The sequence below is a fragment of the Mesorhizobium sp. M0808 genome (assembly GCF_040320025.1).
Taxonomy (GTDB): domain Bacteria; phylum Pseudomonadota; class Alphaproteobacteria; order Rhizobiales; family Rhizobiaceae; genus Mesorhizobium.
The window spans coordinates 71,078-96,648 of the sequence record NZ_JAMYOX010000018.1; the positions used below are offsets into that span (position 1 = coordinate 71,078).

At 61.8% G+C, this 25,571-nt stretch carries 26 protein-coding genes; 11 read left to right on the forward strand and 15 right to left on the reverse strand.

The window, feature by feature from the left end:
• Nucleotides 1-139 precede the first annotated feature (139 nt).
• The 8 genes from NKI25_RS20590 to NKI25_RS20625 all read left to right on the forward strand — a co-directional run bounded on the left by NKI25_RS20590 (nt 140) and on the right by NKI25_RS20625 (nt 10,490).
• Complete coding sequence (locus NKI25_RS20590; RefSeq protein ID WP_352587630.1) at nt 140-2,629, forward strand: mechanosensitive ion channel family protein; 2,490 nt, start codon at nt 140-142, stop codon at nt 2,627-2,629.
• 156 nt (nt 2,630-2,785) lie between these two features.
• Complete coding sequence (locus NKI25_RS20595; RefSeq protein WP_023676533.1) at nt 2,786-3,049, forward strand: hypothetical protein; 264 nt, start codon at nt 2,786-2,788, stop codon at nt 3,047-3,049.
• A gap of 268 nt (nt 3,050-3,317) precedes the next feature.
• The gene (locus NKI25_RS20600; RefSeq protein ID WP_352999220.1) at nt 3,318-5,879 is read left to right on the forward strand and encodes a GcvT family protein; all 2,562 of its coding nucleotides are present in this window, start codon (nt 3,318-3,320) and stop codon (nt 5,877-5,879) included.
• Between the two features lie 7 nt (nt 5,880-5,886).
• A complete protein-coding gene (locus NKI25_RS20605; protein WP_352587636.1) occupies nt 5,887-6,849 on the forward strand; it encodes a site-2 protease family protein in 963 nt (320 codons plus the stop codon).
• Nucleotides 6,850-6,949: 100 nt separating this feature from the next.
• Nucleotides 6,950-7,798 carry a DUF1194 domain-containing protein gene (locus tag NKI25_RS20610; protein ID WP_352587639.1) on the forward strand — a complete coding sequence of 283 codons (849 nt, stop codon included), beginning with the start codon at nt 6,950-6,952 and terminating at the stop codon, nt 7,796-7,798.
• A 114-nt stretch (nt 7,799-7,912) separates the two neighbouring features.
• Nucleotides 7,913-8,863, forward strand: a complete 951-nt coding sequence (locus NKI25_RS20615; protein WP_352452114.1) for an ABC transporter substrate-binding protein — start codon at nt 7,913-7,915, stop codon at nt 8,861-8,863.
• Nucleotides 8,864-8,934: 71 nt separating this feature from the next.
• Nucleotides 8,935-9,711, forward strand: a complete 777-nt coding sequence (locus NKI25_RS20620; RefSeq protein ID WP_023676527.1) for an ABC transporter permease — start codon at nt 8,935-8,937, stop codon at nt 9,709-9,711.
• A complete protein-coding gene (locus tag NKI25_RS20625) occupies nt 9,708-10,490 on the forward strand; it encodes an ABC transporter ATP-binding protein (protein WP_352452112.1) in 783 nt (260 codons plus the stop codon). Before NKI25_RS20620 ends, NKI25_RS20625 begins: the two co-directional genes overlap by 4 nt.
• Nucleotides 10,491-10,516: 26 nt before the next feature.
• Here the strand turns inward: NKI25_RS20625 and NKI25_RS20630 are convergent, their stop codons facing one another.
• From NKI25_RS20630 to NKI25_RS20650, 5 genes are all read right to left on the reverse strand, one after another.
• A complete protein-coding gene (locus NKI25_RS20630; RefSeq protein WP_352568952.1) occupies nt 10,517-11,008 on the reverse strand; it encodes a GNAT family N-acetyltransferase in 492 nt (163 codons plus the stop codon).
• Entirely contained in the window at nt 11,005-11,295 is a 291-nt protein-coding gene (locus NKI25_RS20635) for a type II toxin-antitoxin system TacA family antitoxin (protein ID WP_352477597.1), read from the reverse strand. The genes NKI25_RS20630 and NKI25_RS20635 overlap by 4 nt, the downstream gene beginning before the upstream one ends.
• Before the next feature lie 81 nt (nt 11,296-11,376).
• On the reverse strand, nt 11,377-12,315 hold the full coding sequence (locus NKI25_RS20640; RefSeq protein WP_348625928.1) for a GlxA family transcriptional regulator: 939 nt from the start codon (nt 12,313-12,315) through the stop codon (nt 11,377-11,379).
• A 350-nt stretch (nt 12,316-12,665) separates the two neighbouring features.
• The gene (locus NKI25_RS20645) at nt 12,666-12,800 is read right to left on the reverse strand and encodes a hypothetical protein (RefSeq protein ID WP_013894968.1); all 135 of its coding nucleotides are present in this window, start codon (nt 12,798-12,800) and stop codon (nt 12,666-12,668) included.
• Between the two features lie 335 nt (nt 12,801-13,135).
• Complete coding sequence (locus NKI25_RS20650; protein ID WP_023676522.1) at nt 13,136-13,321, reverse strand: hypothetical protein; 186 nt, start codon at nt 13,319-13,321, stop codon at nt 13,136-13,138.
• 229 nt (nt 13,322-13,550) lie between these two features.
• On the opposite strand from NKI25_RS20650, the gene NKI25_RS20655 reads away from it, so the two are divergent.
• Nucleotides 13,551-14,450: a LysR substrate-binding domain-containing protein gene (locus NKI25_RS20655; protein WP_023676521.1), complete on the forward strand. Its 900-nt coding sequence runs from the start codon at nt 13,551-13,553 to the stop codon at nt 14,448-14,450.
• Nucleotides 14,451-14,456: 6 nt separating this feature from the next.
• Here NKI25_RS20655 and NKI25_RS20660 read toward each other — a convergent pair whose 3' ends face one another.
• The 10 genes from NKI25_RS20660 to NKI25_RS20705 all read right to left on the reverse strand — a co-directional run bounded on the left by NKI25_RS20660 (nt 14,457) and on the right by NKI25_RS20705 (nt 23,952).
• Nucleotides 14,457-15,440 carry an alpha/beta hydrolase gene (locus NKI25_RS20660; RefSeq protein ID WP_352587646.1) on the reverse strand — a complete coding sequence of 328 codons (984 nt, stop codon included), beginning with the start codon at nt 15,438-15,440 and terminating at the stop codon, nt 14,457-14,459.
• Between the two features lie 268 nt (nt 15,441-15,708).
• A complete protein-coding gene (locus tag NKI25_RS20665; RefSeq protein WP_352587649.1) occupies nt 15,709-15,891 on the reverse strand; it encodes a hypothetical protein in 183 nt (60 codons plus the stop codon).
• A gap of 187 nt (nt 15,892-16,078) precedes the next feature.
• Nucleotides 16,079-18,148 carry an ASKHA domain-containing protein gene (locus tag NKI25_RS20670; protein ID WP_352452107.1) on the reverse strand — a complete coding sequence of 690 codons (2,070 nt, stop codon included), beginning with the start codon at nt 18,146-18,148 and terminating at the stop codon, nt 16,079-16,081.
• Nucleotides 18,149-18,261: 113 nt separating this feature from the next.
• Nucleotides 18,262-19,236 (reverse strand): methyltetrahydrofolate cobalamin methyltransferase, encoded by a 975-nt coding sequence (locus tag NKI25_RS20675; protein WP_023676516.1) that lies wholly within the window; start codon nt 19,234-19,236, stop codon nt 18,262-18,264.
• An 80-nt stretch (nt 19,237-19,316) separates the two neighbouring features.
• The gene (locus NKI25_RS20680; protein WP_023676515.1) at nt 19,317-20,408 is read right to left on the reverse strand and encodes a methylenetetrahydrofolate reductase; all 1,092 of its coding nucleotides are present in this window, start codon (nt 20,406-20,408) and stop codon (nt 19,317-19,319) included.
• Nucleotides 20,405-21,028: a methylenetetrahydrofolate reductase C-terminal domain-containing protein gene (locus NKI25_RS20685; RefSeq protein WP_352454616.1), complete on the reverse strand. Its 624-nt coding sequence runs from the start codon at nt 21,026-21,028 to the stop codon at nt 20,405-20,407. The genes NKI25_RS20680 and NKI25_RS20685 overlap by 4 nt, the downstream gene beginning before the upstream one ends.
• Complete coding sequence (locus tag NKI25_RS20690; protein ID WP_352452105.1) at nt 21,021-21,323, reverse strand: virulence factor; 303 nt, start codon at nt 21,321-21,323, stop codon at nt 21,021-21,023. The genes NKI25_RS20685 and NKI25_RS20690 overlap by 8 nt, the downstream gene beginning before the upstream one ends.
• 235 nt (nt 21,324-21,558) lie before the next feature.
• Nucleotides 21,559-22,470: a fatty acid desaturase gene (locus tag NKI25_RS20695; protein ID WP_352587653.1), complete on the reverse strand. Its 912-nt coding sequence runs from the start codon at nt 22,468-22,470 to the stop codon at nt 21,559-21,561.
• Between the two features lie 43 nt (nt 22,471-22,513).
• Nucleotides 22,514-23,296 (reverse strand): formyl transferase, encoded by a 783-nt coding sequence (locus NKI25_RS20700; protein WP_352587656.1) that lies wholly within the window; start codon nt 23,294-23,296, stop codon nt 22,514-22,516.
• Nucleotides 23,297-23,376: 80 nt separating this feature from the next.
• Nucleotides 23,377-23,952 (reverse strand): DUF4893 domain-containing protein, encoded by a 576-nt coding sequence (locus tag NKI25_RS20705; protein WP_023676510.1) that lies wholly within the window; start codon nt 23,950-23,952, stop codon nt 23,377-23,379.
• 122 nt (nt 23,953-24,074) lie between these two features.
• Between NKI25_RS20705 and NKI25_RS20710 the strand changes: the two genes are divergently transcribed.
• The gene (locus NKI25_RS20710; protein ID WP_031211725.1) at nt 24,075-24,986 is read left to right on the forward strand and encodes an NAD-dependent epimerase/dehydratase family protein; all 912 of its coding nucleotides are present in this window, start codon (nt 24,075-24,077) and stop codon (nt 24,984-24,986) included.
• 41 nt (nt 24,987-25,027) lie between these two features.
• Nucleotides 25,028-25,561, forward strand: a complete 534-nt coding sequence (locus NKI25_RS20715; RefSeq protein ID WP_023676509.1) for a hypothetical protein — start codon at nt 25,028-25,030, stop codon at nt 25,559-25,561.
• The last annotated feature ends 10 nt before the right edge of the window (nt 25,562-25,571 follow it).

Sequence of the window (25,571 nt, forward strand, 5' to 3'; positions counted from 1 at the left end):
ACTTCGATTGGATTGGCCGACTTCGATTGGCGGACTTCGAAAACGAGCCGCCTGGCATGACTTGCCCCGTGATATGAGCGTCTTTATCAAGGACGTGCTTCAAAACTGCCGATGCCGCCCGCGAGTCGCCAGAAAAATCATGTTCTTTCGTTTACTCCGCCTGGTCCTGATCGTTGCGCTTGTTGTCTTGGCGCCGCCGTCGTTCGACGCGATGGCGCAGGCGCTCGGGCAGGGTGCCGCCGGGCTGGTTACAGACCAGCAGAAGGTCATCCAGAGCCTGACGGCCAAAACCGACGATCTCGAGAAGAAGATACAGCAGGATGGCCAAGACGATGCCACCCTCGTGGAAATCCGCCTGCAATTGGAGGATCTGTCGCGGGCGGCGCTCACCAGCGCGCTGGCGTTCCGCTCGCGTCTCGGCGATATCAACGATCGGATCGAGACGCTGGGACCTCCGCCGGCCGCGGGCCAGCCGACCGAGCCCGACATCGTGACCGGTGAACGCCAGGCGCTGGCTTCCGAAAAAGCCGAGATCAACGCCGTCATTGCCAGCGCGCAGAACCTGTCGATCCGCATCAGCGGGCTGATCGAGAAGATCGGCAACATGCGCAGCGAGCTGTTCCGCAATCAGCTCACCAAGCGCTACGTGCTGTCCGATGCATTGAGCCCGGAGGTCATCTCCGATGCCAACGACGAATTTACCAGTTTCTACAAAGCGGTGTCGTCCTGGCTGAGCTTCGCCTTCAAGTTCAAGTTCCAGGCAATTCTTGCCGCGACGTTGATGGCGCTTGCGCTGGCCGCCGTGCTTTTTGTCGGCGGGCGGCGCCTGTTCGGCCGCGTCTTCGAAGCCGATCCTTCCATCGAAGATCCATCCTATCTCAGCCGCCTGTCGGTGGCGTTCTGGTCGACATTGCTGCCGTCGCTGGCGGTTGGCGCCTTCCTTATCTCGACGGTCTTCTTCTTCAATTATTACAATGTCTTGCGCGGCGACATCGGCATCTTCCTGAATTCGTTGGTTGCCGTTATCGCGGTGGTGTTCTGCGTCAACCGGCTGACCAATGCGGCGCTGGAACCGCGATTGCCGAACTGGCGTCTGATCCCTGTCGAAACCGGCCCGGCGCGCTGGCTGGTGCGGCTGACGACTGCCATGGCCGTCGCCATCGGCATCAATTATTTCCTGTCGGTCGTCAACGACAAGATGGGCTCGCCGCTATCGCTGACCATCGCCAGAAGCTTTGTCGCCACCATCAGCGTCGGCGTCATCCTGATCCTGATGGGGCTGCTGAAGCCGTTCAAGGCTGCCGACGGGAGCTGGCGCCCGTGGCCGGCATGGCTGCGCTACACCGCCGTCGCGCTAGGGCTATTCACCATAGCGTCGGCGCTGCTCGGCTTTATCGGCCTTGCTATTTTCGTCTCGGTGCAGGTCGTGGTTACCGGCACTATCCTGGTCACCGCCTATATCGGCTTCCTGTCGGCGCGGGCGATCGGCATGGAAGGTGGTTTCGCCAACACTTCGATCGGGCGCTGGCTAGCGGCCAATTCAAGCTACGAAGAGACCGCGCTCGACCAGCTCGGGCTTGTCGTCAGCGCCGCCATAAACATCATGATCGTGCTGGTGTTCCTGCCGCTGATCCTGTTGATGTGGGGCTTCCAGCCCGGCGACATCCAGGCCTGGGCCTACAAATTGGCGACGGGCCTCACCATAGGCTCGGTGACGATCTCGGTCACCGGCATCCTCACTGGCGTCGTCGTCTTCATCATCGGCTATTTCCTGACGCGCTGGTTCCAGGGCTGGCTCGACGGTTCGGTGATGGCGCGCGGCCGGGTCGACACCGGTGTGCGCAATTCGATCCGGCTGGCGGTCGGCTATGCCGGCGTCGCGGTCGCGGCACTGGTCGGCATCTCGGCGGCCGGTATCGACCTCTCCAATCTCGCGCTGGTCGCCGGCGCCCTGTCTCTCGGCATCGGTTTCGGCCTGCAGAATGTCGTCTCCAACTTCGTCTCGGGCCTGATCCTTTTGGCCGAGCGGCCGTTCAAGGTCGGCGACTGGATCGTCGCCGGTGACATCAGCGGCACGGTCAAGAAGATCAGTGTACGCGCCACCGAGATCGAAACGTTCCAGCGGCAGTCGGTGATCCTGCCCAATTCGAACCTGATCAACAATGCGGTCGGCAACTGGACGCACCGCAACAAGCTCGGCCGCATCGATATCAAGGTCGGCGTTGCCTATGGCAGCGACATCAAGCACGTGCATGGCGTCCTGTTGGAGATCGCGCGCAGTCATCCGTTGGTGCTGAAAAACCCCGAACCCTTCGTGCTGTTTTCCAATTTCGGCCCCGCCGCGCTCGAATTCGAGATTCGCGTGTTCCTGGCAGACGTTCTTAGTGGCAATATCGTCCAGAACGACATCCGCTTTGCAATCTTCGATGTGTTCGCCGACCAGCATATCGAAATTCCGTCGACGCCGCGCGCCGTCGTCGAGACCAAGAAGCACGAAGCGTGGCCGATCGACGACGACAAGATCGAAGTCGAATTCGCCGAGCGAGCGCAAGCAAAAGCCTTGGCAGTGGCCGAGGCGAAACGTCTCGCCAAATCAGCACGCAAGGTGCGGAAGCCCGATCCTGACTAGCTGATTGGAGCTTGCCTTCAAGCCCTCGGAAACCAATTGCGGCATGAATGCGGCATTCAGTTGCCGTTCAGCTTGCATTGCATATAAGCTCACCTGCAAACGGCGAGAATGCCTTGCGAAATGCAACAGAGGCGGTGGCAACACCGATACTGCAAAATGTGGAAGTCTCTCGTCGCCGCCATCGCTTTTCTGGCCGTGGGCGGTTCGGCCCATGCCGCCAGCGCGGTCAACAAGGACGCCGAGACCCGCACGCTGATCGTGACGGAAGGCGGCGGCAAGACCGAGCTGGCGCTGGCCGCTGGCGAAACCGTGGAATTTTGCCCGAGCGGCTGTTTTGTTACCTTGCCGAATGGCGACCTCGAGGCGCTGACCGGTTCGGAGACGATTGAGATCTCGGGCGGCGTCGCGCGCATCAAGTAAAGTCGACGCCATGATTTTTGAAGGCCGGGCAAACGCCCGGCCTTTTATTTGCTTCCGGTAATCGGCGATGAAGGTATGCACTTTTCTTCGAAGCTGCGCAGGACGGGCTCTAGCAGCGCCTTCATACCGAGCAGGGCGAAGGCGTAGGTCTAACTGCATTCGACGGGCTGGTGGCGCGGGCTTTTTTGACGATGTCGCAAACAGGCTGCAAGCGCGGCGCCGCGCCGCCCTATAGTCTGCTCGCAATGGCATCTTGGAGTCGCGGGCAATGGCAGGGTTTCCGGAAAAGGCGAAGGTCGTCATCGTCGGGCTGGGCGGCATCGTCGGCGCATCGGTCGCCCATCACCTGATCGAGCGCGGATGGGACGATATAGTCGGCATCGACAAATCGGGCATCCCGACGGATATCGGCTCGACGGCGCATGCCTCCGACTTCTGCTACACGACCAGCCATGATTTCCTGTCGTGCTGGACGACGCTCTATTCCATCGATTTCTACGAAAAGATGGGTCACTACGCGCGCATCGGCGGCCTCGAGGTTGCCCGCGTCGGCGACGACGCCCGCATGGCGGAGATCAAGCGCAAGATCGCCTCGGCGAAGGCCTTCGGCACACGCGCCCGCCTGATCGATCCCGCCGAGATCAAGGAAAAATTCCCGCTGATCGAAGAACAGATGGTACAGGGCGGCCTGTGGGATCCCGACGCCGGCCTCGTCATCCCGCGCTCGCAGACCGTCGCCGGCAAGCTTGTCGATCAGGCGGAAGCTTCCGGCAAACTCAGGGCGTTTGCCAATACGTCCGCCAGGTCGCTCGTCATCGAGAACGGCCGCATCAAGGGCGTGGTGACCGACCGCGGCACCATCGAGGCCGACTATGTCGTGGTCTGCACCGGCATCTGGGGACGACTGATCGCGGAAATGGCGGGCGAGGACCTGCCGGTCATGCCGATCGACCATCCGCTTACCTTCTTCGGGCCGTACACCGAGTTCGCCGGCACCGGCAAGGAGATCGGCTGGCCGCTGCTGCGCGACCAGGGCAACTCGGCTTACATGCGCGATACCGGCGATCCCAAGACCGCCGAAGGCGGGCAGATCGAATGGGGTTATTACGAAGAGACCAATCCGCGCCTTTGCCATCCGCGCGATATTCTCGAGAAAAACGAGGCGCGGCTTTCGCCGTCGCAACGCGATCTCGACATGGAGCAGATCCTGGCGCCGCTCGAGCGCGCCATGGAACTGACGCCGATCCTGGGCGAGCTGGGCTACAATGAGAGCCATTCCTTCAACGGCCTATTGCAGGTGACGGCGGACGGCGGCCCCTCGATGGGCGAAAGCCAGAAGGTCAGGGGCCTCTGGTATGCCGTGGCGATCTGGGTCAAGGACGGCCCCGGCATGGGCAAGCTCATCGCCGACTGGATGACGGACGGCCGCACGGCGATCGACCACCACGCCATCGACTATTCGCGTTTCTATCCGCACCAGACGAAAGAACAGTTCATCTGGGATCGCTGCATCGAAACCGCGATGAAGGTCTACAACCCGGCGGTCCATCCGCGCGAGCCCTTCTCCAAGGCTCGCAATGTCCGCCGCTCGCCCTTCTGGGAGCGCGAGAAGGAACTCGGCGGCTATTTCATGGAGCTCGGCGGCTGGGAGCGCGCCCATGGCTACGCCGCCAACGAGCATCTGCTCGAGAAATACGGCAACCGGGTGCCGGTGCGCCAAAACGAATGGGATAACCGCCACTTCTGGCGCGTCTCGAACGCCGAGCATCTCGCGATGAGCGAGGATTGCGGCATCGTCAATCTGTCGCATTTCGCCATGTACGACGTGGAAGGCCCGGACCATGTCGCGCTGATGGAATGGCTGTGCGCGGCAAAGATCGGCGGTGACGGCAATATCGGCAAGGGCATCTATACCCATTTCCTCGACGAGGAAGGCATGGTGCGCGCCGACCTGACCGTCATCCGCATGGCCGACCGCTGCCGCGTCATCGACGGCGCCGATGCCGGGCCGCGCGACTTCCAGTACATGCGCCGGACGGCAGAGGACAAAGGCTTCGACGTTACCGTCACCGATGTGACCGAGAGATATGTGACCGTCGGCATCTGGGGTCCGAACGCGCGGGCAACATTGGGCAAGGTCGTGGAAAACCTCGACGGACTGACGCCTGAGAATTTTCCCTTTGCCGCGATCAAGCCGGTCAGGATCGCCGGCAAGGACGTGACCGCCTTCCGCATCTCCTATGTCGGCGAGCAAGGCTGGGAACTGCACATGCGCTACGAGGACGGCCTGGCTGTCTGGGACGCGCTGCGGTCGACCGGCGTGATGGCCTTTGGCGTCGAGACCTATGCCAACAGCCGCCGCATGGAGAAGAGCCTGCGCCTGCAAAACGCGGACCTCTTGACCGAATACAATCTGCTGGAAGCCGACCTTGCCCGTCCGAAAGTCAAGGAGGCCGATTTCTGCGGCAAGGCAAAGCATCTGGAATATCGCGCCCGGGTGCATCAGCCGGCCATGCTTTGCACGCTTATCATGACGGACAATACAGATTCGAATGGTGTTCCCCGCTATCCGGTTGGCACGATGCCGGTGATGGACCCGCAAACCGGTGAGACGCTCGTCGACGAGCTCGGCCGCCGCTCCTTCACGACCTCGGTGGCCTATGGTCCGACCCTCGGCAAGAACATCGCGCTCGCCTACCTGCCCTGGGCGTATTGCCAGGAGGGCCGCAAGCTGAGCGTCGAATATTTCGGCGAGAAGTACCCGGTCGAAGTGGCCGCCGTCGGCTACAGGCCGCTCTACGACCCGGAGAACCTCAATCCGCGCAGCTAAGCGTTGCTTGCCTGCCGATTCTCCACACAGGCAAGCCGAGCAGTGCCAGCAGGACCTGAATGCAGAAGCCCGATTCATCGTCGGGCTTTTCGCTTTGTGGAGCGATGATTCTCGCTTTCCGTCGCGCTGCGATTGGGGGGTGCCTTTGCGGCGGATCGGCTGGGACAGAAAAAACGATGCGCTTGTGTTTCAGCTGAACCGGAATATCCCGGTTCGCGTCAGCTGGACCTTCGCAATTCCCATTGTGCTGCCCTTCCTGAACGAGTGGGCGAGCCGACCCAAGGATGCACTGATCCATACCTCTATCTTTGCAGCGCTTCTGTTTGCGTCGATATTTCTGCACGAACTGGCGCACGCCTGGATCGGACGCCGACAAGGCGTCGCCACCGACATGATAGAATTATATCTCTTCGGCGGGCTCACGCGTTTCAAACGCGCCGCAGCGCCATCGCCTGCCTGGGCGCGGATTGCGATAGCGGGTCCCCTGGCGAACGTCGCGCTCGCCGCGTTTTTCGATGCGGCCTATTATCTGGTTTTTGGAGAACTCATCCCAGTTGCGCCCGAAAGGCCATTCGGGTGGCTGCCGTCAAGATCGGCCGGTCCTCTGGAATGGACGCTTTGGATTGGCGCATTGTTGAACGTGTCACTTATCATTCTCAACATCCTGCCCGCCTACGATCTGGATGGCGGCGTGATTGCAAGACATTTGTTCCTGAGACGCTTCGGCGTCCGCCGGGCCGCGCAGATCGTCGGCATCTGCGGCATCGTACTTTCAATTCTGCGTTTTGCGATCATCTTGCCTGCCGCGGTTGCAGGTATTCTGTTGTGGCTTCCGCCGTCATTCAAGCCGAACTGGAGGGCAGCGCGCGGGGTCGGTGCTAGAAAACCGAAGCCGGACCCATCCTCCGAGACGGATGTCGAGAAGGCCGTGGAGTGGCGGGGACGGGGCGGGCACCGCATCCACAAATGAAATTCGTTTTCCGGCGGTTCGCAAAAATGTGACCGGATGAGCCCGGCTCTCCACCGGGCTTTTCTCTTTGTCGATCGGCGATTTTCGCTTACCGTGCGGCGTGTCTGGTTTTGCCCGTGCAAGACATCTCGTCTCGGGTGCCGCCGCGCTGGCGTCGGTGCTATGGCTGACTGCAAACTCCCGCGCCGCCGAGCCGGTCGACATCGAACTGGTACTGGCAGTCGACGTTTCGCTGTCCATGTCGCCGGACGAGCTCGAAATCCAGCGTCATGGCTATGCGGCGGCGCTGACGCATGACGATGTCCTGCAGGCAATCGGCGAAGGCGCTCATGGCAAGATTGCCGTCACCTATGTCGAATGGGCTGGCGCGACCTGGCAGCAGGTCGTCGTGCCGTGGACGGTGATCGCCAATCGTGCCGACGCCGAGCGGCTGGCAGCGCAGCTTTCCGCTCATCCGCCGGCCAGTGCCAGGCGCACCTCGATCTCCGGCGCGCTGGAATTCGCCAGCGATCTCTTTGCTGAAAGCGGCTTCCAGGGCGTCAAGCGGGTGATCGACATTTCGGGTGACGGCCCCAACAACCAGGGCGCACCTGTCGATATCACCCGCGACGCCGTGATCAAGCAAGGCATCACCGTCAACGGCCTGCCGCTGATGACCAGGGGCGGGTTCAGCAGCGCTTACGATGTCAACAATCTCGACCGCTACTACAGCGACTGCGTCATCGGCGGGCCGGGCTCCTTCATGATCCCGGTCAATGACTGGACGCAGTTTCCGGAGGCCATCCGCCGCAAGCTGGTGCTGGAGCTTGCCGGTCCGGCCTCGCCGCAGCGAGCGGCGGAAGAGGCGGCGCATCCGCCATTGGTGCTGGCACAGGACATCCCCGTCACCGACTGCCTGGTCGGCGAAAAAATGTGGCGCGACCGCAGCTGGATGTACAACAGCCGCTGATGGCGGAGTTTGCTGTCGATGGTGACATACCGCAGTGCAGCATCTGCTTCATTGACAAGCCTGCGGGCGTCTGTGACACAATTCCCCATCCGAACACATAAAAGGGGAACCGACATGAACAGGATCGGAATTCTTGCCGCAAGCTTGACGCTTGCCGTCGGATTGTCCGCGCCGGCGATGGCCGCCACATCGGTCAGCATCGGCATCAGTGGATGGACCGGCTTTGCGCCGCTGACGCTCGCCAAGCAGGCCGGCATCTTCGAAAAGCACGGCCTCGACGTCACCTTGAAGAAGGTGCCGCAAGCCAGCCGGCCGCTCGCCATCGCCAGCGGCGACCTGCAATGCGCCGCCACCACGGTCGAGACCTGGCTGGTCTGGAACGCCAATGGCGTGACGACCAAGCAGATATTCCAGCTCGACAAATCCTACGGCGCCGACGGCATCGTCGCCCGCAACGACATCAAGACCGTCGCCGATCTCAAAGGTAAGTCGGTCGCGTCTTCGGCGCCGGGCACCTCGCCCTATTTCATGCTGGCCTGGGTGCTCAACAAGAACGGCATGTCGACCAAGGACGTGACGGTCGTCAACCTGGAGCCGGATGCGGCGGCGCAGGCGTTTCTCGCCGGCCAGAACGATGCGGCGGTCACCTATGAGCCGTTCATCTCGGCGGTGCGCGAAAAGTCCGACCAGGGCCATATCCTTGTGACCACTCTCGACTATCCGATGGTGCTCGATACGGTCGGCTGCACGCCGGAGTTCCTCAAGGCCAATCCGGATGCGGGCAAGGCGCTTGCCGACAGCTATTTCGAGGCACTCGACCTGATCAAGAGCGATCCGGCGAAATCCTATGAGACGATGGGTGCCGACGTGAAGCAGTCGGCCAAGGAATTCGAAGAGTCGGCCAAATACCTGAAATGGGCCGACAAGGCTGAAAACAAGCAGTTCTTCACCAAGGAATTCCAGGACTTTTCCAAGACCGCCGGCGAGCTTCTGCTGCAGATGGGTTTGATCAAGGAAGCGCCTGACGTCTCGACATTGGCCGACACCAGCGCCGTCGCCGACTAACCGGCAGGATTGTCGCCCGGCGGCGGCGCGTGCGCCGCCGCTTTTTCATTCAGATCAGAGGACGGTCGAAGATGCCGCGCCCCTTGCATCCGGTCTCGCCGGGCATTCGAACCGTGCTCGGCATTTCGTTCTTCGTGCTGTTCGTGGCGTTCTGGGCGTGGATCACGCTTGGCGGCCACGTCAATCGCATTTTCCTTGCCGATCCGCTGTCGATGGTGAGAGACGGTTGGCGGCTGCTGGTCGAGGACCGCTTCTGGCTCGACATCCTTATCACCATCTGGCGCGTCTTCGGCGGGTTCCTGATGGCGGCCATCGTTGCCGTGCCGCTCGGCATCGTGATGGGTGCCTGGAAGCCCGTGGAGGCGTTCCTGGAGCCGTTCGTCTCCTTCGCCCGCTATCTGCCGGCATCGGCCTTCATCCCGCTGCTCATCCTGTGGGCGGGCGTTGGCGAGCTCGAAAAACTGCTGGTGATCTTCGTCGGCTCGGTGTTCCAGATCATCCTGATCATCGCGGTCAAGGTCGGCGGCACACGGCGCGACCTGGTCGAGGCGGCCTACACGCTTGGCTCGTCCGACAACGGCATCGTGCGGCGCGTGATCATGCCGGCCAATGCGCCGGAGATTGCCGAGACCCTGCGGCTGGTGCTCGGCTGGGCCTGGACCTATGTCATCGTCGCCGAGCTGATCGGCTCGTCGTCGGGCATCGGCTACATGATCATCAACAGCCAGTCGCGGCTGGCGACAGGGCAGATCATCTTCGGCATCATCGTCATCGGCCTGATCGGGCTGTTGTCCGATTTCGCCTTCAAGGCGCTTAACCGTTGGCTGTTTCCATGGAGCCTGGCGTGAGCAAGCTGCTCATCGAAGGCGTCTCGCGCACCTTCGCCGGTGTCGGCGGTGGGCAGCCGGTCAAGGCGCTGATGCCGATCGATCTGGCGGTCGCCGCCAACGACTTCATCACCATCCTGGGGCCATCCGGCTGTGGAAAGTCGACGCTGCTCAGGATCGTCGCCGGCCTCGAAGCGCCGAGTGGGGGACGTGTTCTGCTCGACGGCAGGGTGGTGGACCGGCCCGGTCCAGACCGCGGCATGGTTTTCCAGTCCTATACGCTGTTTCCGTGGCTGACGGTCGCCGAGAACATCGCCTTCGGCCTGCGCGAACGTGGAATGGCCGAGCACGAGCGCAGCGAAATCGTCGCTTCTTACGTCGATCTCGTCGGGCTGAGAGGTTTTGAAAACCATTGGCCGAAGCAGCTTTCCGGCGGCATGCAGCAGCGCACCGCGATTGCCCGGGCACTGGCCAACGATCCGGAGATTCTGCTGCTCGACGAGCCGTTCGGCGCACTCGACAACCAGACCCGCGGGCTGATGCAGGAACTGCTTCTCGGCATCTGGGAGCGCCGGCAAAAAACGGTGCTGTTCGTCACCCACGACATCGAGGAGGCGATCTTCATGGCGTCGCGCGTGGTCGTGATGACGGCACGGCCGGGCCGCATCAAATCGGACGTTGCCGTCGACCTGCCGCATCCGCGCCACTACACGCTGAAGACCAGCCCGGAGTTTTCGGCACTGAAGGCGCGGCTGACAGAAGATATCCGCGTCGAGGCGATGCGCACGGCGCAGATATAGTCGGGTCAGCAAGGCGCCTGAACGGCTCAGAGACTTCGTAAGTCCTTGATAAGCACGTAAAGATGCAGCGGGTCCGTCGGCGATTGCGCGAATCCGTAGCGCTCGTAAAACGTGCGGGCGCCGTCGTTCTTGGCGTGGACGACGACCGCGCGGATACCTGCAATATCGGCCGCCTGCAAACTGCGCAGGACGGCATCGCGCAACAGTCCGCCGCCGACGCCTTTGCCTTGCCAGTCCAGACTGACCGCAAGACGCGCCAGCAGCATTACAGGCACCGGATGGCGTGCGAGACCTTTCGTCAATCGCTCGGGCGCACCCTCATATTTAACTTCACCAACGACTAGGGTATAAAAGCCGATCACATCTTCGCCAGAGAGACCAATGTAGGTCTGCGAAGCATTGGCTTGCTGGTTTTGGAATGCATAGCGTACGAGAAAGCGATTGAGCGGTTCTTCACCGCAGTCGAACATGTCCACCAAATGCTTGCGGGCCAGTTTCTCGATCTGGAATTCGCTCACGCTGGATCGCGACCGGAAAAGATGCTTGGTTCGTTCAATAGGCGCTTGAGGCGGGGGAGATCACGCGTTGGCGCGTCGAGCGCTGCCATGAACGCGACCCATTTTTCGGCGTCGAGATGGAAGCTGCGCCGGTCGGCTAATGTTTCTTCGGCTCGTGCAAGCGCGCTTTCAAGCACGAAATCGCTGAGCGAACGGCGTTCAGTCGCGGCGGCGGTTGCGAGTGTACGCTTTGCCTGGGGGGTAAGGCGCAAGTCCAGTTTTTCCGATCTGGTGGTTCTGGTCGTCATTGGTACCTCTCGATTGAGGGATACCACATTTCGCCAGACAATGTCATGACAATTTCGGCCGCGCCCGCGAAACGTGCTGGATCAAGCCGCCAGAAGCTGCTTGCGGTCGACGCGTTCCTGTTGCGGCGAGCGGGCGTACAACTCGCGATAGCATTTGGAGAAATGCGAGGCGGAAACAAAGCCGCAGGCGACCGCCACTTCGACCACCGGCAACGACGACTGGATCAGCAGGTGCCGGGCGCGGTCGAGGCGGATCTCCAGATAGTAACGGGCAGGGGAGCGCCCCATCTCGGTGCGGAACAGGCGCTCAATCTGCCGGCGCGACAGGTCGACATGGTCGGCGACCTCGATCAGCGAGAGCGGCTCGGAGAGATTGGCTTCCATCAGCTCGATAATGGTCAGAACCTTGGAATTCTGCACGCCAAGGCGGGCGCGCAGCGGCAGGCGCTGGCGGTCGGTCGGGCTGCGCACGCGATCGGTCAGCACCTGCTCGCAGACGCGGTTGACGAGGCTTTCGTCGAAATCGTCGCCGATCAGCTTCAGCATCATGTCGAGCGCGGCGGTGCCGCCGGCGCAGGTGTAGATGTTCTGGTCGATCTCGAAGAGGTCGGCGAAGACATTGGCCTTGGGGAACGCCTCGGAAAAGCCTGGCAGGTTCTCCCAATGGATGGCGCAGCGCTTGTTGGACAGCAGGCCTGCGGCGGCCAGGATATGCGCGCCGGTGCACAGGCCGCCGACGGCAACGCCGCGATTGTACTCCTCGCGCAACCAGGCAAAGGCCGATTTGTTCTGGTAGCGCTCGACATTGATGCCGCTGCAGACGATGGCCATGTTCGGCCGGTCCGGTCCGGACATTTTCTTGCGCTCTTCCTCCAGCGAGGTGTTGACGGCGCATTCGACGCCGTTCGAGGCGCGCACCGGCTTGCCGTCGATGCTGGCGAGCCGCCAGCGATAGGCTTCATAGCCGAGCATGCGGTTGGCCGAACGCAATGGATCGAGCGCCGTCGCGAAGGCGATCATGGTGAAATCGGGGACCAGGAAGAATACGAACGATCGCCGGATCGGGTGCTTTACGACGTTCACGGGTAGATCCTCACGCTGCAATGGCGCGAACAGGATGTCGCGATTAGCATAGCGACATCAGGAAAGACGTTTCCTGTCAATTGGCTAGATGGCAACGGAGCGACTTTATTTGCGACACGGGTCGCAAATGGGCAATCGCTATGCGGCGAAGGACGCGACATGCCGCCGGATCGACCAAACGAGCCTACGCAGTCTGCGCACACGAAAACGCCGCCTCGGCAAAACCGAAGCGGCGCTGGATCGACTTCGAAGCAGCGCTAGGCTGCTTCCGCCGGGATTGCCGCGTCTCAGGCGACGAAGCCGAGGCGCGCGGCAGCCATGGCACCGGTCTGGCCAGGCATGGTGTTGGCCAGGCGCTGGCGCTCGAGCGCGGTCGTCAGGTTCATTTCGCGACGGGCAAAGAGGCGGGCAAAAAGCTTCATGATCATCTCCATTCGGTTGCTCAGACGGGTCGCCTTCGCTTGATGGAGTGGGGCAGCTCGTTTGTTGATGATGATATAGGCTTACGTGAGGGGAAACTAAATCGCAAAAGCGAAGCACTTGATATGAAAAGCGACACGGAATGCGACAAATTTGGGCATTCTGCCCCGGATTTTCGATTATTTACAATGTGTTGATTGCCAGTGCGGGCTGCTATGCGACTTGCTCATATGCGGCATGCGACGGCGACATGGCTCGGGAAAATCATTGGAGTACAAACAAAAAGGCCTGCCGGGCTGATCTGCGCGGCAGGCCTTCAGCTGTTGATACACACGGTTTACTTTGCTCCAGCCCAGGATCCCACACCATGGCGAGTGCCGGCCTTGGCATCGGCAGCTTCAGGCCAGCCGATATCCTTCTGCAGTTCAATCGGCAGCGCGCGGATGGCGCGTTCCGTCTGGTAGCGGGCACGGGCCTCGCTGAACTCGGTCGCGATCCGACCGATGGATAACAGGATAGACATCTCATTCTCCTTCGCGTTGGGCCGGGTTGTCCCGGCGCTTGCAGCGTCAGGCGGTACACCGGGTTTGTTTCAGCTTCATTTCGTGTCGATTGCAGGTCCGTGTCATGGTTGTTTCGGGACCACTTCGATGCGTCCTGCCTTCGATGGAGTTGACTATCCTCCCAAACTGATGTTCAATCAAACGAAATGGAATGATGGTTTGCATCAGAAAAATTGAAGGTCGCTTGCCATGAACGCCCCACTCAATCATCCGCTGCCGCTGCTCGATCTGGATGTTCTGCGCACTTTCGTCGCGATCGCCGAGACCGGCAGCTTCACCACTGCGGCCAATGCGGTCTTCCGCACGCCGTCGGCCGTCTCCATGCAGATCAAGAAGCTGGAGGACATTCTCGGCCGCTCGGTGTTCGCGCGCGACGCCCGTTCGGTGACGCTGACCACCGATGGCGAGATGCTGCTCGGCTATGCGCGCCGGCTGCTGTCGATCAATCGCGAGGTGGTGTCGAAGTTCATCATTCCAGACATTGTCGGGGTGGTGCGGCTCGGCTCGCCGGACGATTACGGCGAACGTGTGCTGCCGCATGTGCTGAAGCGGTTCGCACAGTCGCATCCATCGATCGCGGTCGACGTCACCATCGACCAGAGCGTCAATCTGCGCCGGCGCATGGACGACCGGGCGCTCGACATCACGCTGCTCACCAACTCCTACAAGACCAGCGCGATCGGCGCCGAAGTGCTGCTCACAGAGCCGATCGTCTGGGCCGGTGCCAAGGGCGGTTGCGCGCATCTGCGCGAGCCGCTGCCGGTCTCATTGTGGGAAGAGGGCTGTGCCTGGCGGGCAGGGGCATTGGAGGCGCTTGGCCGCGAGGGCCGCAATTACCGTATCGCCTATATGAGCGCGCACACGGCCGGCCAGCGCGCCGCGATCATGGCGGATCTTGCGGTGGCGCCGCTGCCGAAATCCTTCCTCGGCAGCGACATGGTCGAGCTGTGCCCGAAGGACGGCATGCCTGACATCGGCACCTACAACCTCGCCATGGTGGTGACGCCGGACGCCAGCGCGCCGGTGAAGGCAGTCGCCGACCATATCCGCGCGACGTTTGAGATGTTCAGGGAAACTGGGAAGTTCTGACCCAAACTACGACCTGAGCGGCGCAACCAGATCGCGAGGGGTTCCGTCGCGGCCTGTCCTCTGCAGCGACAACTCTCCTGCCTTGGCATGGTAACTGTCAGTTTCGTTGGTCAAGAAGGCCACTATACTGTCCCGCGCGCGTCGCGCCTCCGGCATGTCGATCAACGGCCAGACATGGAACATGCCTTGCTCGTGGACGATCTCAATTTCGACGCCGGCCGCGCGCGCCTTTTCCGCGAAGATCAGATTGTCGGGGGTGAGCAGATCGCGTGAACCGGTCAGCAGCAGCGTTTTGGGCAGCACCGACAGGTCGCCGTAAACCGGGCTGATCCGCCAGTCGGTGGGATCTATGCCGGCGCTGTAAAGTCGGATCGCCTCGCGGCCGCCGGCAATGCCCAGCCACGGATCGTTGCGTTCGGCCTCATACATTTCTGGGTTGGCGAGCGACACGTCGAGACCGGGCGAAATCAGCACGTGGCGTGATGGCAAGGGCAGGCCATTTTGCGCAGCCATCATCGTCAGCACGACGGCCATGTTTCCGCCGGCGGAATCGCCCATGAAGATGATGTCATTCGCGCTGGTTTCGCCGAACATCAGGCGGTAGACAGCGCCGACCATACCAAACATGGCGTGGAAATCGTGTTCGGGAGCAATGGGATAGATCGGCACAGTGATACCGAACCCGAGACGGTCGGCCATGTCGGCGATCAGCCGCCAATGATAGGGGGTGATTTCGAAGACGTAAGCGCCGCCGTGCAGGTAGAGAATCCGCTTCCGCTCGCCAGCCTTGGGCGCGATCTCGTAGACGGGAAAGCCGTTGATCGTGCGGGTTGTGATCTCCAGGCGTGACCGCAGCGACGCAGGCGGCTGATGGTTTTCCGTCTTGCGCGCATAGGCGATCCAGCGCTGCAGGTTCTCGGGGCTGGAAAACGCCTTCTTGCGGCTGTACCTGAGGACGAACGACACGACATGGCTTTTGAGACTGGGCATGCAGATACACGGACTTCGGCTGAGCCGACTAAGAGAACCCCCCGACTATTTCGAAGATTGTGTCGCCACCAAAAAAGTCAAGATTGATGCAATCTCAACACGGTCGTTTGATCCCAGCTGTCGACAAAGCGTCCGGCCATGAAGTCTCTGGCCTACCGGCGCAGCTCAACGCCGCGGCAGCAACGCGGCGCGCAGCCAATTGCTGGGTGCAGCCGGAGCCGCATTGCGGCTCCGGCGAATACCGAGCAGCTTGCATTGTCGATGAATTTCATCCGCGCTGCATGCCCCATCCGACCGAAAGCTGCCTTTCGCTCGAACGCGGCGACACCGGCCAGCCAATGTCCTTTTGGATCTCAGGCGGCAAGCTGTTGAGGATGCGCAGCGACTTGCGCGCTTCGCGTGTTTTCTTGAAGGCCGCACCATAGCGGCCGAAGCTTTCGAACATCGACATCTTGATCTCCTTGGAGCGTTGCGGTGGCCGAAAACTGTTTCCGCCTGCCGTTCGATGCCGGTTAAATGCTCCGCCTATGTATCTGGCGGATTTCACGAAAACGCGATTTCGTTTCCAGATCGGCGCGATCTGGAAACATTTGCATACAAATGAAAAATGGAAGGTCTGACGGCCTATCGGAGGCGAGTCATCCCCGCCCGCGCCGCGCGGCGTGGCCTTCGCGCGAACGCCGCCGCGGAGCGGCGTCGCCGGCAATGCCGTCTTCGCTCACCGTCTTGCGCGGCGGCAGTTTCACCGCCGCCGAGAGCTTGGGGAACGGGTCGATCTTATTCGGCAGCGCCATGGCATAGACGAAGTGCTCCTGGAATTTCGGCTCCAGCGCCGTCTCGATCTTCTCGATCTTGCTGACGGTTTCCTCGATCTCGCGGCGATAGCCACGGTTCAACAGCGCCATGCGGGCGCCGGCGCCGGCCGCATTGCCAACGGCTGAGACCTTGTCGAGGTCGCAATCCGGAATCAGGCCCAGCACCATTGCGTATTTCGGGTCGATGAACGAGCCGAATGCGCCGGCGAAGTGGATGCGGTCGACATGATCGGTGTGCTGCTTTTCCATCAAAAGCTTGGTGCCGGCATAAAGGGCGGCCTTGGCAAGCTGGATAGCGCGCACATCAGTCTGGGTGATGGTGATCTTGGGCTCGCCTTCCTTCAGCACATACGAGAAGGTGCGGCCATTGGCGACGACGCGAGGCGAGTGGCCGCTCAGCGATCCATCGACGACGCCGTCCTCGGAGATGATGCCGGCGAGATACATCTCGGCGACCACCTCGATGATGCCGGAGCCGCAAATACCGGTGACGCCGGTCGCCTGCACGCTGTCGAGGAAGCCCGGCTCGTCGGACCAGAGTTCCGAGCCGATGACGCGGTATTTCGGTTCCAGCGTTTCAGGATCGATGCGGACGCGCTCGATGGCACCCGGTGCGGCGCGCTGGCCACCGGAGATTTCCGCACCTTCGAAGGCCGGGCCAGTTGGCGATGAGGCCGCCACGACCCGGTGGCGATTGCCGAGCACGATCTCGGCATTGGTGCCGACATCGACGATCAGCATCATCTCGTCCTGGCGGTGCGGCCCTTCCGACAGCGTCACTGCGGCAGCGTCCGCGCCGACATGGCCGGCAATGCAAGGAAGCATATAGAGCCTGGCGCCCTGGTTGAGCTTCAAACCGATATCCGATGCCTTGATGTGCACGGCGCCGGAGACGGCTAGCGCGAAGGGGGCGCCGCCGAGCTCGGTCGGATCGATGCCGAGGAACAGATGGTGCATGATCGGATTGCCGACGAACACGGAATCCAGGATGTCGTTGCGTTGGACGTTGCCTTCGGTGCAGACTTTGTCCACAAGCCCCGAAATGGCCTCGCGCACGGCGACCGTCATACCTTCACGGCCGTCCGGGTTCATCATCACGTACGAGACACGGCTCATCAGATCCTCGCCGAAGCGGATCTGCGGATTGGATGTGCCCGACGAGGCGGCGACGCGGCCCGACAGCAACGACACCAGATGCATGGCGATCGTGGTCGAGCCGATATCGCAGGCAAGTCCGTACGCCTCGTTCTTGAGGCCGGGCCACAAAGCGATGACCCGTGCGGTCTCGCTGTCGGTGTCCTTGTGGATGGCGGCGGTCGCGGTCCAGTTGCCTTTGCGCAAAATACCTTGCACCTGCGGCAACAGATGGAAGTCGAAATCGAGGCTCTTGAGGCCCCAGTCCTTCATCAGCGCGATCTTCAGACGGTCGAGGTCGCCGAGCGGCTTGTGCATGTCGGGTTCTTCGATCTCGACATAGCACATGCGGATTGCCGCATCGCGGGCGATGACCCTGGTGTCGGCGTCCTTGCGGATGGTCTGCGCGTTGATGACGGTGTCCTGCGGCACGTCGACGACGAGATCGCCGAGAATCTGCGCCGAGCAGGACAGCCGGCGGCGCTCGGGCAGGCCGCGTACGCGCTCGTAGCGCTCTTCCTTGGCGCCCTTGGGCGAGAGGTGATCGTTGGAGGAAACGATCTTGTGCTTGGCGAAATTGCCTTCCTGCACCTCGATCTGGCAACGCCCGCAAGTGGCACGCCCGCCGCACACGCTCTCGACATAGACACCGAGCTGGCGCGCGGCATCCAGAACCGGCGTGCCGACCGGAAACCGCCCGCGCTTGCCCGACGGCATGAACAGCACGAGCGGATCGGTGATGTTGACGGGAGAGTTCATACGTTCCAGACTTTACTTTCTACGCAGCTCGGGTCTTGGCCACGGCAGCGATGCCGCTGTGTCTCGGTTCCTCCCCAGTCCTAGGCCCCATATCGTGTCGGCCAAGACCTGGCTCAACCCCGCGCCATACGCGCTTCGCGGCCGCCGCGCCTGCGTCCGCCATTGCCATTGCCATCGCCCGGCGCGTTGACCTGCGTCCGGGCGGCAACGGCCTGGCCGCCTTCAGCAGGCTTGTAGTCCTTGTAGGTCCTGATCCAGTTGGTGCAGTTCTCGTCGGTGCCGTTCAGCACGTTGGCGCCGCGCACCGCTTCCATTTCCTGCGGCCGCACCGGGTTCATGATCGCCGAGGTCATGCCGGCGCCGATCACCATCGGGATGAAGGCGGCGTTGATGCCATGACGGTGCGGCAGGCCGAACGAGATGTTGGAGAGGCCGCAGGTGGTGTTGACCTTGAGCTCCTCGCGCAGCCGGCGTAGCAGGGCAAATACCTGGCGGCCGGCATCGCCCAGCGCGCCGATCGGCATGACCAGCGGGTCGACGACCACATCATGCGCCGGAATGCCGAAGTCGGCACAGCGCTGAACGATCTTCTTGGCGACGGCGAAGCGCACATCGGGGTCCATCGAAATACCGGTCTCGTCGTTGGAAATGGCGACGACGGGAACGTTGTATTTCTTGATCAACGGCAGGATGGCTTCGAGCTTTTCCTCCTCGCCGGTGACGGAATTGACCAGCGGCCGGCCCTTGGCGACCTTCAGCGCCGCTTCGATTGCCGCAGTCACGGAGGAGTCGATCGACAACGGCAGGTCGACCAGGCCTTGCACGATCTCCAGCGTCTGCACCAGCAGCGCCGGCTCGGTGGCGTTGGGATCGACTGCAGTGACGCCGGCATTGACGTCGAGCATGGTCGCCCCACAGGCGGCCTGCTCCAGCGCATCCTTGATGACGGTCTCAAAATTGCCGGCGATCATTTCGGCGGCCAGTTTCTTACGGCCGGTCGGGTTGATGCGCTCGCCGATCACGCAGAAGGGCTGATCGAAGCCGATGATGATTTCTCGTGTCGCCGAGGCGACGATGGTCCGGGTCATGAAATCTCTCCATCGTGATATAAAGAGTTCTTTATATCGTTATCTGTTTCTGATCAAGCGAATGCTGACGATTCGCGCTGTCAATGCGCGGTCTTGACCATGTCGACCTGGGTTTCAGTGAGGTCGTCATGCAGTATGTGGTCGAGCCGGTCGGCAACGAGCTGGTCGTCGCGGCGGATTTCGCGTTTCCACGGCCGGCGACCCTTCAGCACGCCGGATTCGTCGACGATCTCGGCGACGTATTCTTCCTGGCGGTAGGCCATCACATGGACGCCGGATACACCGGGAATTTCCTTCACCTCATTGATGATGTCGATGCAGAGCTGCTTGCCTTCCTTCTTCTGATCCTGGGCGCCTTCCAGGCGCTTGACGATCTGATCGGGAATGTGAATGCCCGGTACGTTGGAGCGGATCCATTTGGCCGTCTTGGCCGAGGCCAGCGGCCCGACGCCGCACAGGATGAAACATTTCTCGGTATAGCCGAGATCGCGGACCTTCTGCATGTAGGTGCGGAACATCGGTACGTCGAAGCAGTACTGGCTCTGCACGAACTGTGCCCCGGCGGCGATCTTCTTGCCCAGCCGATAGGGCCGGAAATCGATCGGCGGCGCGAACGGGTTGATGGCCGCGCCAAGGAAAAGCTGCGGCGGCGTCGTGAGTTTTCGGCCGGACAGGAATTTGCCGTTATCGCGCATAACGCGGCAGGTTTCGAGCAGCGACATGCAGTCGAGATCGAACACCGGCTTGGCGCCGGGCTGGTCGCCGGCCTGCACGCCGTCGCCGGTCAGGCACAGCATGTTGGCGACGCCCATCGCAGCACCCCCAAGCACGTCGCCCTGGATGGCGATGCGGTTCCGGTCGCGGCAGGCGATCTGCATGATCGGGGCATAGCCCATGCGGGTCAGCAGCGCGCAGATGCCGACCGACGACATGTGGCAGTTGGCGCCGGAAGCGTCGACGGCATTGATGGCGTCGACCCAACCGTCGAAAATCCTGGCGCGGTTGTAGACGTCTTCCGGATCGGCGCTGTCAGGCGGATTGAGCTCGGTCGTCACTGCGAACTCGCCGCGCCTGAGGACGCGTTCCAGCCGGCCACGCGAGGTGTGGCCGGGCAGGGGATCGAGCGGCAAATGGATGCCGGCCGGATTCTCGTCTGGCTGACGGCCGATCATGCCGACGCTCCGGTCTTCGTAGTATTCCGGGCCGCATTGCGGGCGGCCGCGGCCTGCGCGGTGACCCGCAGCCACGCGGAGGTTTCGCGCAAGGACTGATCCACCGGCTTCTGCACTTCCAAAATCTTGTCGCCATGCACCATGTTCCGCGAACCTTCCCAGGCTTTGACCCAGACGCAAGGCATGTCAGGCTCGACCTCGCAATTGCCGTTGGCGCGGACACCGCCGCAAGGGCCGTTGCGCAATTGCTTGGGGCAGTTCATTGGGCACGACATGCCGGTCGAGGAAAGGATGCACTGGCCGCACATGCGGCAGTCGAACATGAAACCCTTGACGCGCTTTTCGACGAATTTCACAGGCCCTTCGACACGGCTGTAGCCGATGCCCTTCCACAGCGGATGGAGGAGCAGGAACATGTCGGCGAATTTGCCATAGAACCATTCGAGCAGCCGCGAATGCCGCACAGACCAAAGGCGCACCGCGAAAGAGCGCTGCACACGCCGCTGTGGCGACACGTCGGCCGGCTTGTAGTCGGATTTCGGCGCCGCCTTCTTGACGATGGTCGCCTGGGTCACGCCGGCTTGAGCCGTCGTCGCCGGCATTGATTGGGGATCAGACATTTTCTTTGCCCCCCGCCTTGACCAGAGCGACCAGCCGCTCACGGTCGTATTTCGCATCAAGTTCCTGAAGAGCCTTCTCGGCCTCGGCTTCAAGATCGTCACTGACCGGGAGGGGTTCTGCCTTGCGCCATTCGGCAAGATAGTCGTCGGTGCCGCCAGCGCCGGTGCGCATGGCGCACATGTCGATCGCCTCGGTGAAGCGCAGCGGCAGTTCGCGCTTGGCGTTCTGCCGGCCCTTCTTGACGATGACCTGGGCGGGGATGTCGCGCCAGTAGACGACGATCAGATCGGCCATAATTTCCTGCTCCTGCAGAGCGCCGTGCGTCCAATCGGACGCACAAACGATGCTCTACCATTTAACTCCGCTGCATCGTGCTCTCCGAAGATCGAGTCCGATCTTTTGGCCAATGCAGTGGTTTCGAGCATTGCCGGAAGCGCTGTTGGGCTGCTTGTTATGGGACGACGCGGGGGCCTTCAAAAGCGACGCAATCGACGGCCGCGGTTGAAAGCGGAGTTTCTTCCAGCACTGGTCAGCCGGCGCGGCCATCGTAGCTGCCGACCAGCTTCCTGTGGAAGCGCACGTAACCTCGTTCGGTCGTGCGTAAATGCTCCGCGACGATGTCATGGAAGCGCGGCAGGCGGTGGAAGGGAACGGCCGGATAGGAATGGTGCTCGGAATGGTACGGCATGTTCCAAGCCACGAAGCGCACCAGCCTTGTGGTGAAGGTGGTGCGGGTGTTCTCGAGCATGTTGGCGACATGCGGGCACAACGCGTGCTCGGCCAGCAGGTAGGCACGCAAAAACGGCTGTCCGACCAGCACCGGCAAGATCCAGACCCACAACAGCAGCGCCGACTGCGCGGCGAGCGATGCGGCCAGCAATGCCGCATGGCCGATCAGGAACAGCCGTGCTTCGGCAACCACCTTGCCGCGGCCCTTTTCCGGCACAAAGCCGTCGCGGTTGCGGCCCGCCGCATTGGTTGCGATCACACGGCCCATGGCGATCCAATAGGGGCCGCCTGACAGATAGCGCAGATATTGGCTGATGGTCTCCGGCTTCGGGGCCATCAGTTCGGGGTCGTTGTCCGGGTCGTGCGTATGGCGGTGATGGGCGAAATGGAAATAGCGGAACCATTCCGGCGGCAGCAGGATCAGGAAGCCGGCCACGGCGGCAACAGCGCGATTGAGCCACGCCGTCCTGAACGCCGTTTCATGGATGGTCTCGTGCAACAGCGTGAAGAAGAAGACGATCAGGATTCCCTGCGGCAAGACGAGCAGCGGCCAGAACGGGATGCGGGCGGCGATCAGCGCGCCTAGCAGGATAACCAGCCCGGCATGGACCGCCAGCCGGACAATGCCTGGCCGGTCAACCCTGGCGGTGAGGTCGCGACGGTCCTCGACCGAAAGGCCGGCAATGATGGTGCGGTGGTCGATGTCGCTCATGATGCAATGTTAGTGGCGGGTGGCTGTCCGGTAAATCGGCGCGTCACCAGACGCCGTTCCTTATCCCCGTCCAGAGATAAAACCATACCGTCGGATGATACCATTGTTTCGAAGGCAGGCCGGGATCCACCGTGCCGACCTTGCCGGCCAGCGCATCCCTGACCGCTTCGACGCAGATGTCGCGCGAGAAGGCCGCCTGCCGCAACGCGTAGCTTGAAATTGTGTCGCCCGGCTGCGGTTTGCCACGCGTCTGCCGCAGCACGCCGCCAGTGTCGACGCCGGCGTCGACCAGATGTACGGTGGTGCCGAAGTTCTCCGCATCGCCTGAAGCCAGCGCCCAGTAGCCGCCGTTCATGCCGCGATATTTCGGGGCGATGCCGGCGTGGTAGTTGAGGACCGGGCAAGGGATTTTCGCCAGCGTCTGCCGCGACAGCAAGCGGCAGCCGGCGAGCAGCACCACACCCGGCTGGATTTCCGCGATCGCCTGCAGGCACTCCGGCGCGTTGGCCGACGAGACATAAATGATCTTTTGCCCAGGCTTCGGTTCGGTTTGCAGCTTCTGCCCGGCGGCAAGCCGTGCTGCGTGGCCGGCGAAGAAGCGCTTGCCGAGGCGCGTCAGCACCATCGTGCCGAGTTGACCGATGGCCGAGGTCCAGCCTTGCCGCCGCGCCCGCGCGAGAAGCAATTGCTTTTTGGATTCAGGAGCTTCGAGGATGACGCTGACCGGGCCGAGTTGATCGGCGACGGCGTTGACGATCGCCCAGATATGCGGGCCGCCTTCGGTGACGACGACGATCGGCCGTTGGTTTGTTTTCGACAGTGCCATGCTCTGCGACCCCCCCGCAAAGAACCTGTTCTTTGCGCGCGAATGCTAGGCTGACCGGGTTAACCCCTGGTGATCGGGGCTCAGCGCTTGAATTCGAGGATATCGAGCTTCGATTCGTAATAGGGCGCCGGGAACTCGATGCGCCATTCACTGGCGCTGTTGCGGAAGGCATAGCCGACCTGATCGCTTTCCGGGCCGCTGCCGTAGGGCTTTGCCGGATCGTCGTTGACGTGGAAGGAACCGAGATAGATCGCGCGTTTCTCGCCATCGTCGAAGAAGCGGCCCTTGGTGCGCTGCGAGCCGGTGATCTTTTCCAGTCTCCAGCCGGAGCCGTCGTCACTCACCTTGCATTTGAACCAGCCATAGATGACGAGCGGGCTCAATCCGCCGGCCTTGATGGTGCGGCATTGCCATTTGCCGGTCAGGTCCCTGTCAGAGAAGGGAACCAGCGGCTTTGCCAGCAAAGCGTCGAGCTGCTTGACCTCGGCGGGATCGCCGGCCTTCGCCTCGTCAAGCGCTGCCTTGCGCGTCTCGCCATATTTGTTGAGCCGCGCCTTGTCGGCAGCCGTTATCAGCTTCTGCACCTCGCCATCGGCCAACGCGGGCATGGTCAAGCAGAGGACAGTTGCTGCGGCAAACATGAGGCGAGCGATCATCGGTGGCGTTTCCCTTTTGTTGGCTGGAGCAGGCTGTTTTCTTGTCTGGCGCATACCTTAATGTTTCGCCGCGTTCTGTCATCCGTGCCTGAGCATCGACAGCAGAAACGAGGTGCAAAAGAATGCGGATCTTGCTGACGGGATCGTCCGGTTGGCTGGGCAGCGCCTTGGCGCCGCGCCTGCGGGCTCTTGGTCATGACGTCACCGGCCTCGATCCCGTCCCATCCTCGGAAACGCGAATCGTCGGCTCAGTCGCCGATCGCGACCTGGTCATGAGGGCGGTCGAGGAGAACCGCATCGAGGCCATCATCCATAGCGGCGCGCTGCACAAGCCTGACATCGAACGTCATCGCAACGAGGATTTCGTCGAGACGAATGTGCGCGGCACGCTCAACCTGCTCGATGCGGCAGCAGCTTTTGGCGTTCAGCGCTTCGTGTTTACGTCGACGACATCGCTGATGATTTCCGAGTCCATACGCACCGGCTTCACCGGCGGGGCGCGCAAGGCGGCATGGCTGACGGAAGACATGTCGCCTGAACCGCGCAACATCTATGGCGTCACCAAGCTTTCAGCCGAACAGCTCTGCCGGCTCTATCATTTGCAGTTCGGCCTGCCGGTGATCGTGTTGCGCACCGCCCGGTTTTTTCCCGAGGCGGACGACATGGCGCACGTGATCGAACAGTCGGATGCCAACACCAAGGCCAATGAGCTGTTGTTCCGCCGGCTGACGGTGGAGGACGCAGCCGACGCCCACATCGCTGCCCTGGAGAAAGCGCCGCAATTGGGCTTCGACACTTTCATCATCTCGGCACCGACGCCTTTCCAGCCCGAAGATTGCGCGGCCTTGATCGCCGACGCGCCGTCGGTCGTCGCGCGCTATTTTCCGGATTATCCGGCACTCTACACGAAGAAAGGCTGGACGATGTTTTCGTCGATCGACCGGGTCTACGATGCGTCGCGGGCGAGGAAGCGGCTGGGTTTCGTCTGCAAGACGAGCTTTGCCGATGTGCTTGCCGCCCTGGCGATCGAATAGAAGCGCGGCTATCATCGCAAAACGTTTGCGCGGGGAGGTGCATGTTGGGGGTGACGATCCATTTTGAGGGACAGCTGCGCGAAGACGAGCACTACGCTGTGCTATTGCGGGAAGTGGAGGCGTTTGCTGTCACTCGAGGCTGGCCGTTTCGGAAAATAGACGAAGCCGAAATGGTTCTCCATCGGGTCGTTGATGAACGCAGCGTGGACTATCTCGGCCCGGTTATAGGAATAGAGCTTCTGCCGCATCCCAAGTCGGAGCCCCTTCGGTTCGAGTTCGACAGGCACCTCTTCATGCAGCAATTTTGTAAGACCCAGTTTGCCGGGTCGGACGCGCATATCGAAATCATCGAGCTGCTCCGCAAAGTTGCTCCTCTTTTCGACAAGCTCGATGTCTTTGATGAAGGCGAGTACTGGGAACTGGGCGACTCCTCAATTCTGCAAGTCAACCTCGACACCGTCGAAGCCCTGATTGCAGAGGCGTTGCGCAAGGATCCAACTGCAAGGGGACCGATCCGGTTAGAAAACGGCCGCGTTGTCGATTTCGTGTCGGATCCGCAACCGGCGAGCAAATAATCCGAAGCGG

Coding starts and splice junctions, on each gene's coding strand:
- NKI25_RS20590 (WP_352587630.1), top strand. CDS start 140: ATGTTCTTTCGTTTACTCCGCCTGGTCCTGATCGTTGCGCTTGTTGTC.
- NKI25_RS20595 (WP_023676533.1), top strand. CDS start 2,786: ATGTGGAAGTCTCTCGTCGCCGCCATCGCTTTTCTGGCCGTGGGCGGT.
- NKI25_RS20600 (WP_352999220.1), top strand. CDS start 3,318: ATGGCAGGGTTTCCGGAAAAGGCGAAGGTCGTCATCGTCGGGCTGGGC.
- NKI25_RS20615 (WP_352452114.1), top strand. CDS start 7,913: ATGAACAGGATCGGAATTCTTGCCGCAAGCTTGACGCTTGCCGTCGGA.
- NKI25_RS20620 (WP_023676527.1), top strand. CDS start 8,935: ATGCCGCGCCCCTTGCATCCGGTCTCGCCGGGCATTCGAACCGTGCTC.
- NKI25_RS20635 (WP_352477597.1), bottom strand. CDS start 11,295: ATGACGACCAGAACCACCAGATCGGAAAAACTGGACTTGCGCCTTACC.
- NKI25_RS20640 (WP_348625928.1), bottom strand. CDS start 12,315: ATGATCGCCTTCGCGACGGCGCTCGATCCATTGCGTTCGGCCAACCGC.
- NKI25_RS20645 (WP_013894968.1), bottom strand. CDS start 12,800: ATGAAGCTTTTTGCCCGCCTCTTTGCCCGTCGCGAAATGAACCTGACG.
- NKI25_RS20650 (WP_023676522.1), bottom strand. CDS start 13,321: ATGTCTATCCTGTTATCCATCGGTCGGATCGCGACCGAGTTCAGCGAG.
- NKI25_RS20655 (WP_023676521.1), top strand. CDS start 13,551: ATGAACGCCCCACTCAATCATCCGCTGCCGCTGCTCGATCTGGATGTT.
- NKI25_RS20660 (WP_352587646.1), bottom strand. CDS start 15,440: ATGCCCAGTCTCAAAAGCCATGTCGTGTCGTTCGTCCTCAGGTACAGC.
- NKI25_RS20665 (WP_352587649.1), bottom strand. CDS start 15,891: ATGTCGATGTTCGAAAGCTTCGGCCGCTATGGTGCGGCCTTCAAGAAA.
- NKI25_RS20670 (WP_352452107.1), bottom strand. CDS start 18,148: ATGAACTCTCCCGTCAACATCACCGATCCGCTCGTGCTGTTCATGCCG.
- NKI25_RS20675 (WP_023676516.1), bottom strand. CDS start 19,236: ATGACCCGGACCATCGTCGCCTCGGCGACACGAGAAATCATCATCGGC.
- NKI25_RS20680 (WP_023676515.1), bottom strand. CDS start 20,408: ATGATCGGCCGTCAGCCAGACGAGAATCCGGCCGGCATCCATTTGCCG.
- NKI25_RS20685 (WP_352454616.1), bottom strand. CDS start 21,028: ATGTCTGATCCCCAATCAATGCCGGCGACGACGGCTCAAGCCGGCGTG.
- NKI25_RS20690 (WP_352452105.1), bottom strand. CDS start 21,323: ATGGCCGATCTGATCGTCGTCTACTGGCGCGACATCCCCGCCCAGGTC.
- NKI25_RS20695 (WP_352587653.1), bottom strand. CDS start 22,470: ATGAGCGACATCGACCACCGCACCATCATTGCCGGCCTTTCGGTCGAG.
- NKI25_RS20700 (WP_352587656.1), bottom strand. CDS start 23,296: ATGGCACTGTCGAAAACAAACCAACGGCCGATCGTCGTCGTCACCGAA.
- NKI25_RS20705 (WP_023676510.1), bottom strand. CDS start 23,952: ATGATCGCTCGCCTCATGTTTGCCGCAGCAACTGTCCTCTGCTTGACC.
- NKI25_RS20710 (WP_031211725.1), top strand. CDS start 24,075: ATGCGGATCTTGCTGACGGGATCGTCCGGTTGGCTGGGCAGCGCCTTG.
- NKI25_RS20715 (WP_023676509.1), top strand. CDS start 25,028: ATGTTGGGGGTGACGATCCATTTTGAGGGACAGCTGCGCGAAGACGAG.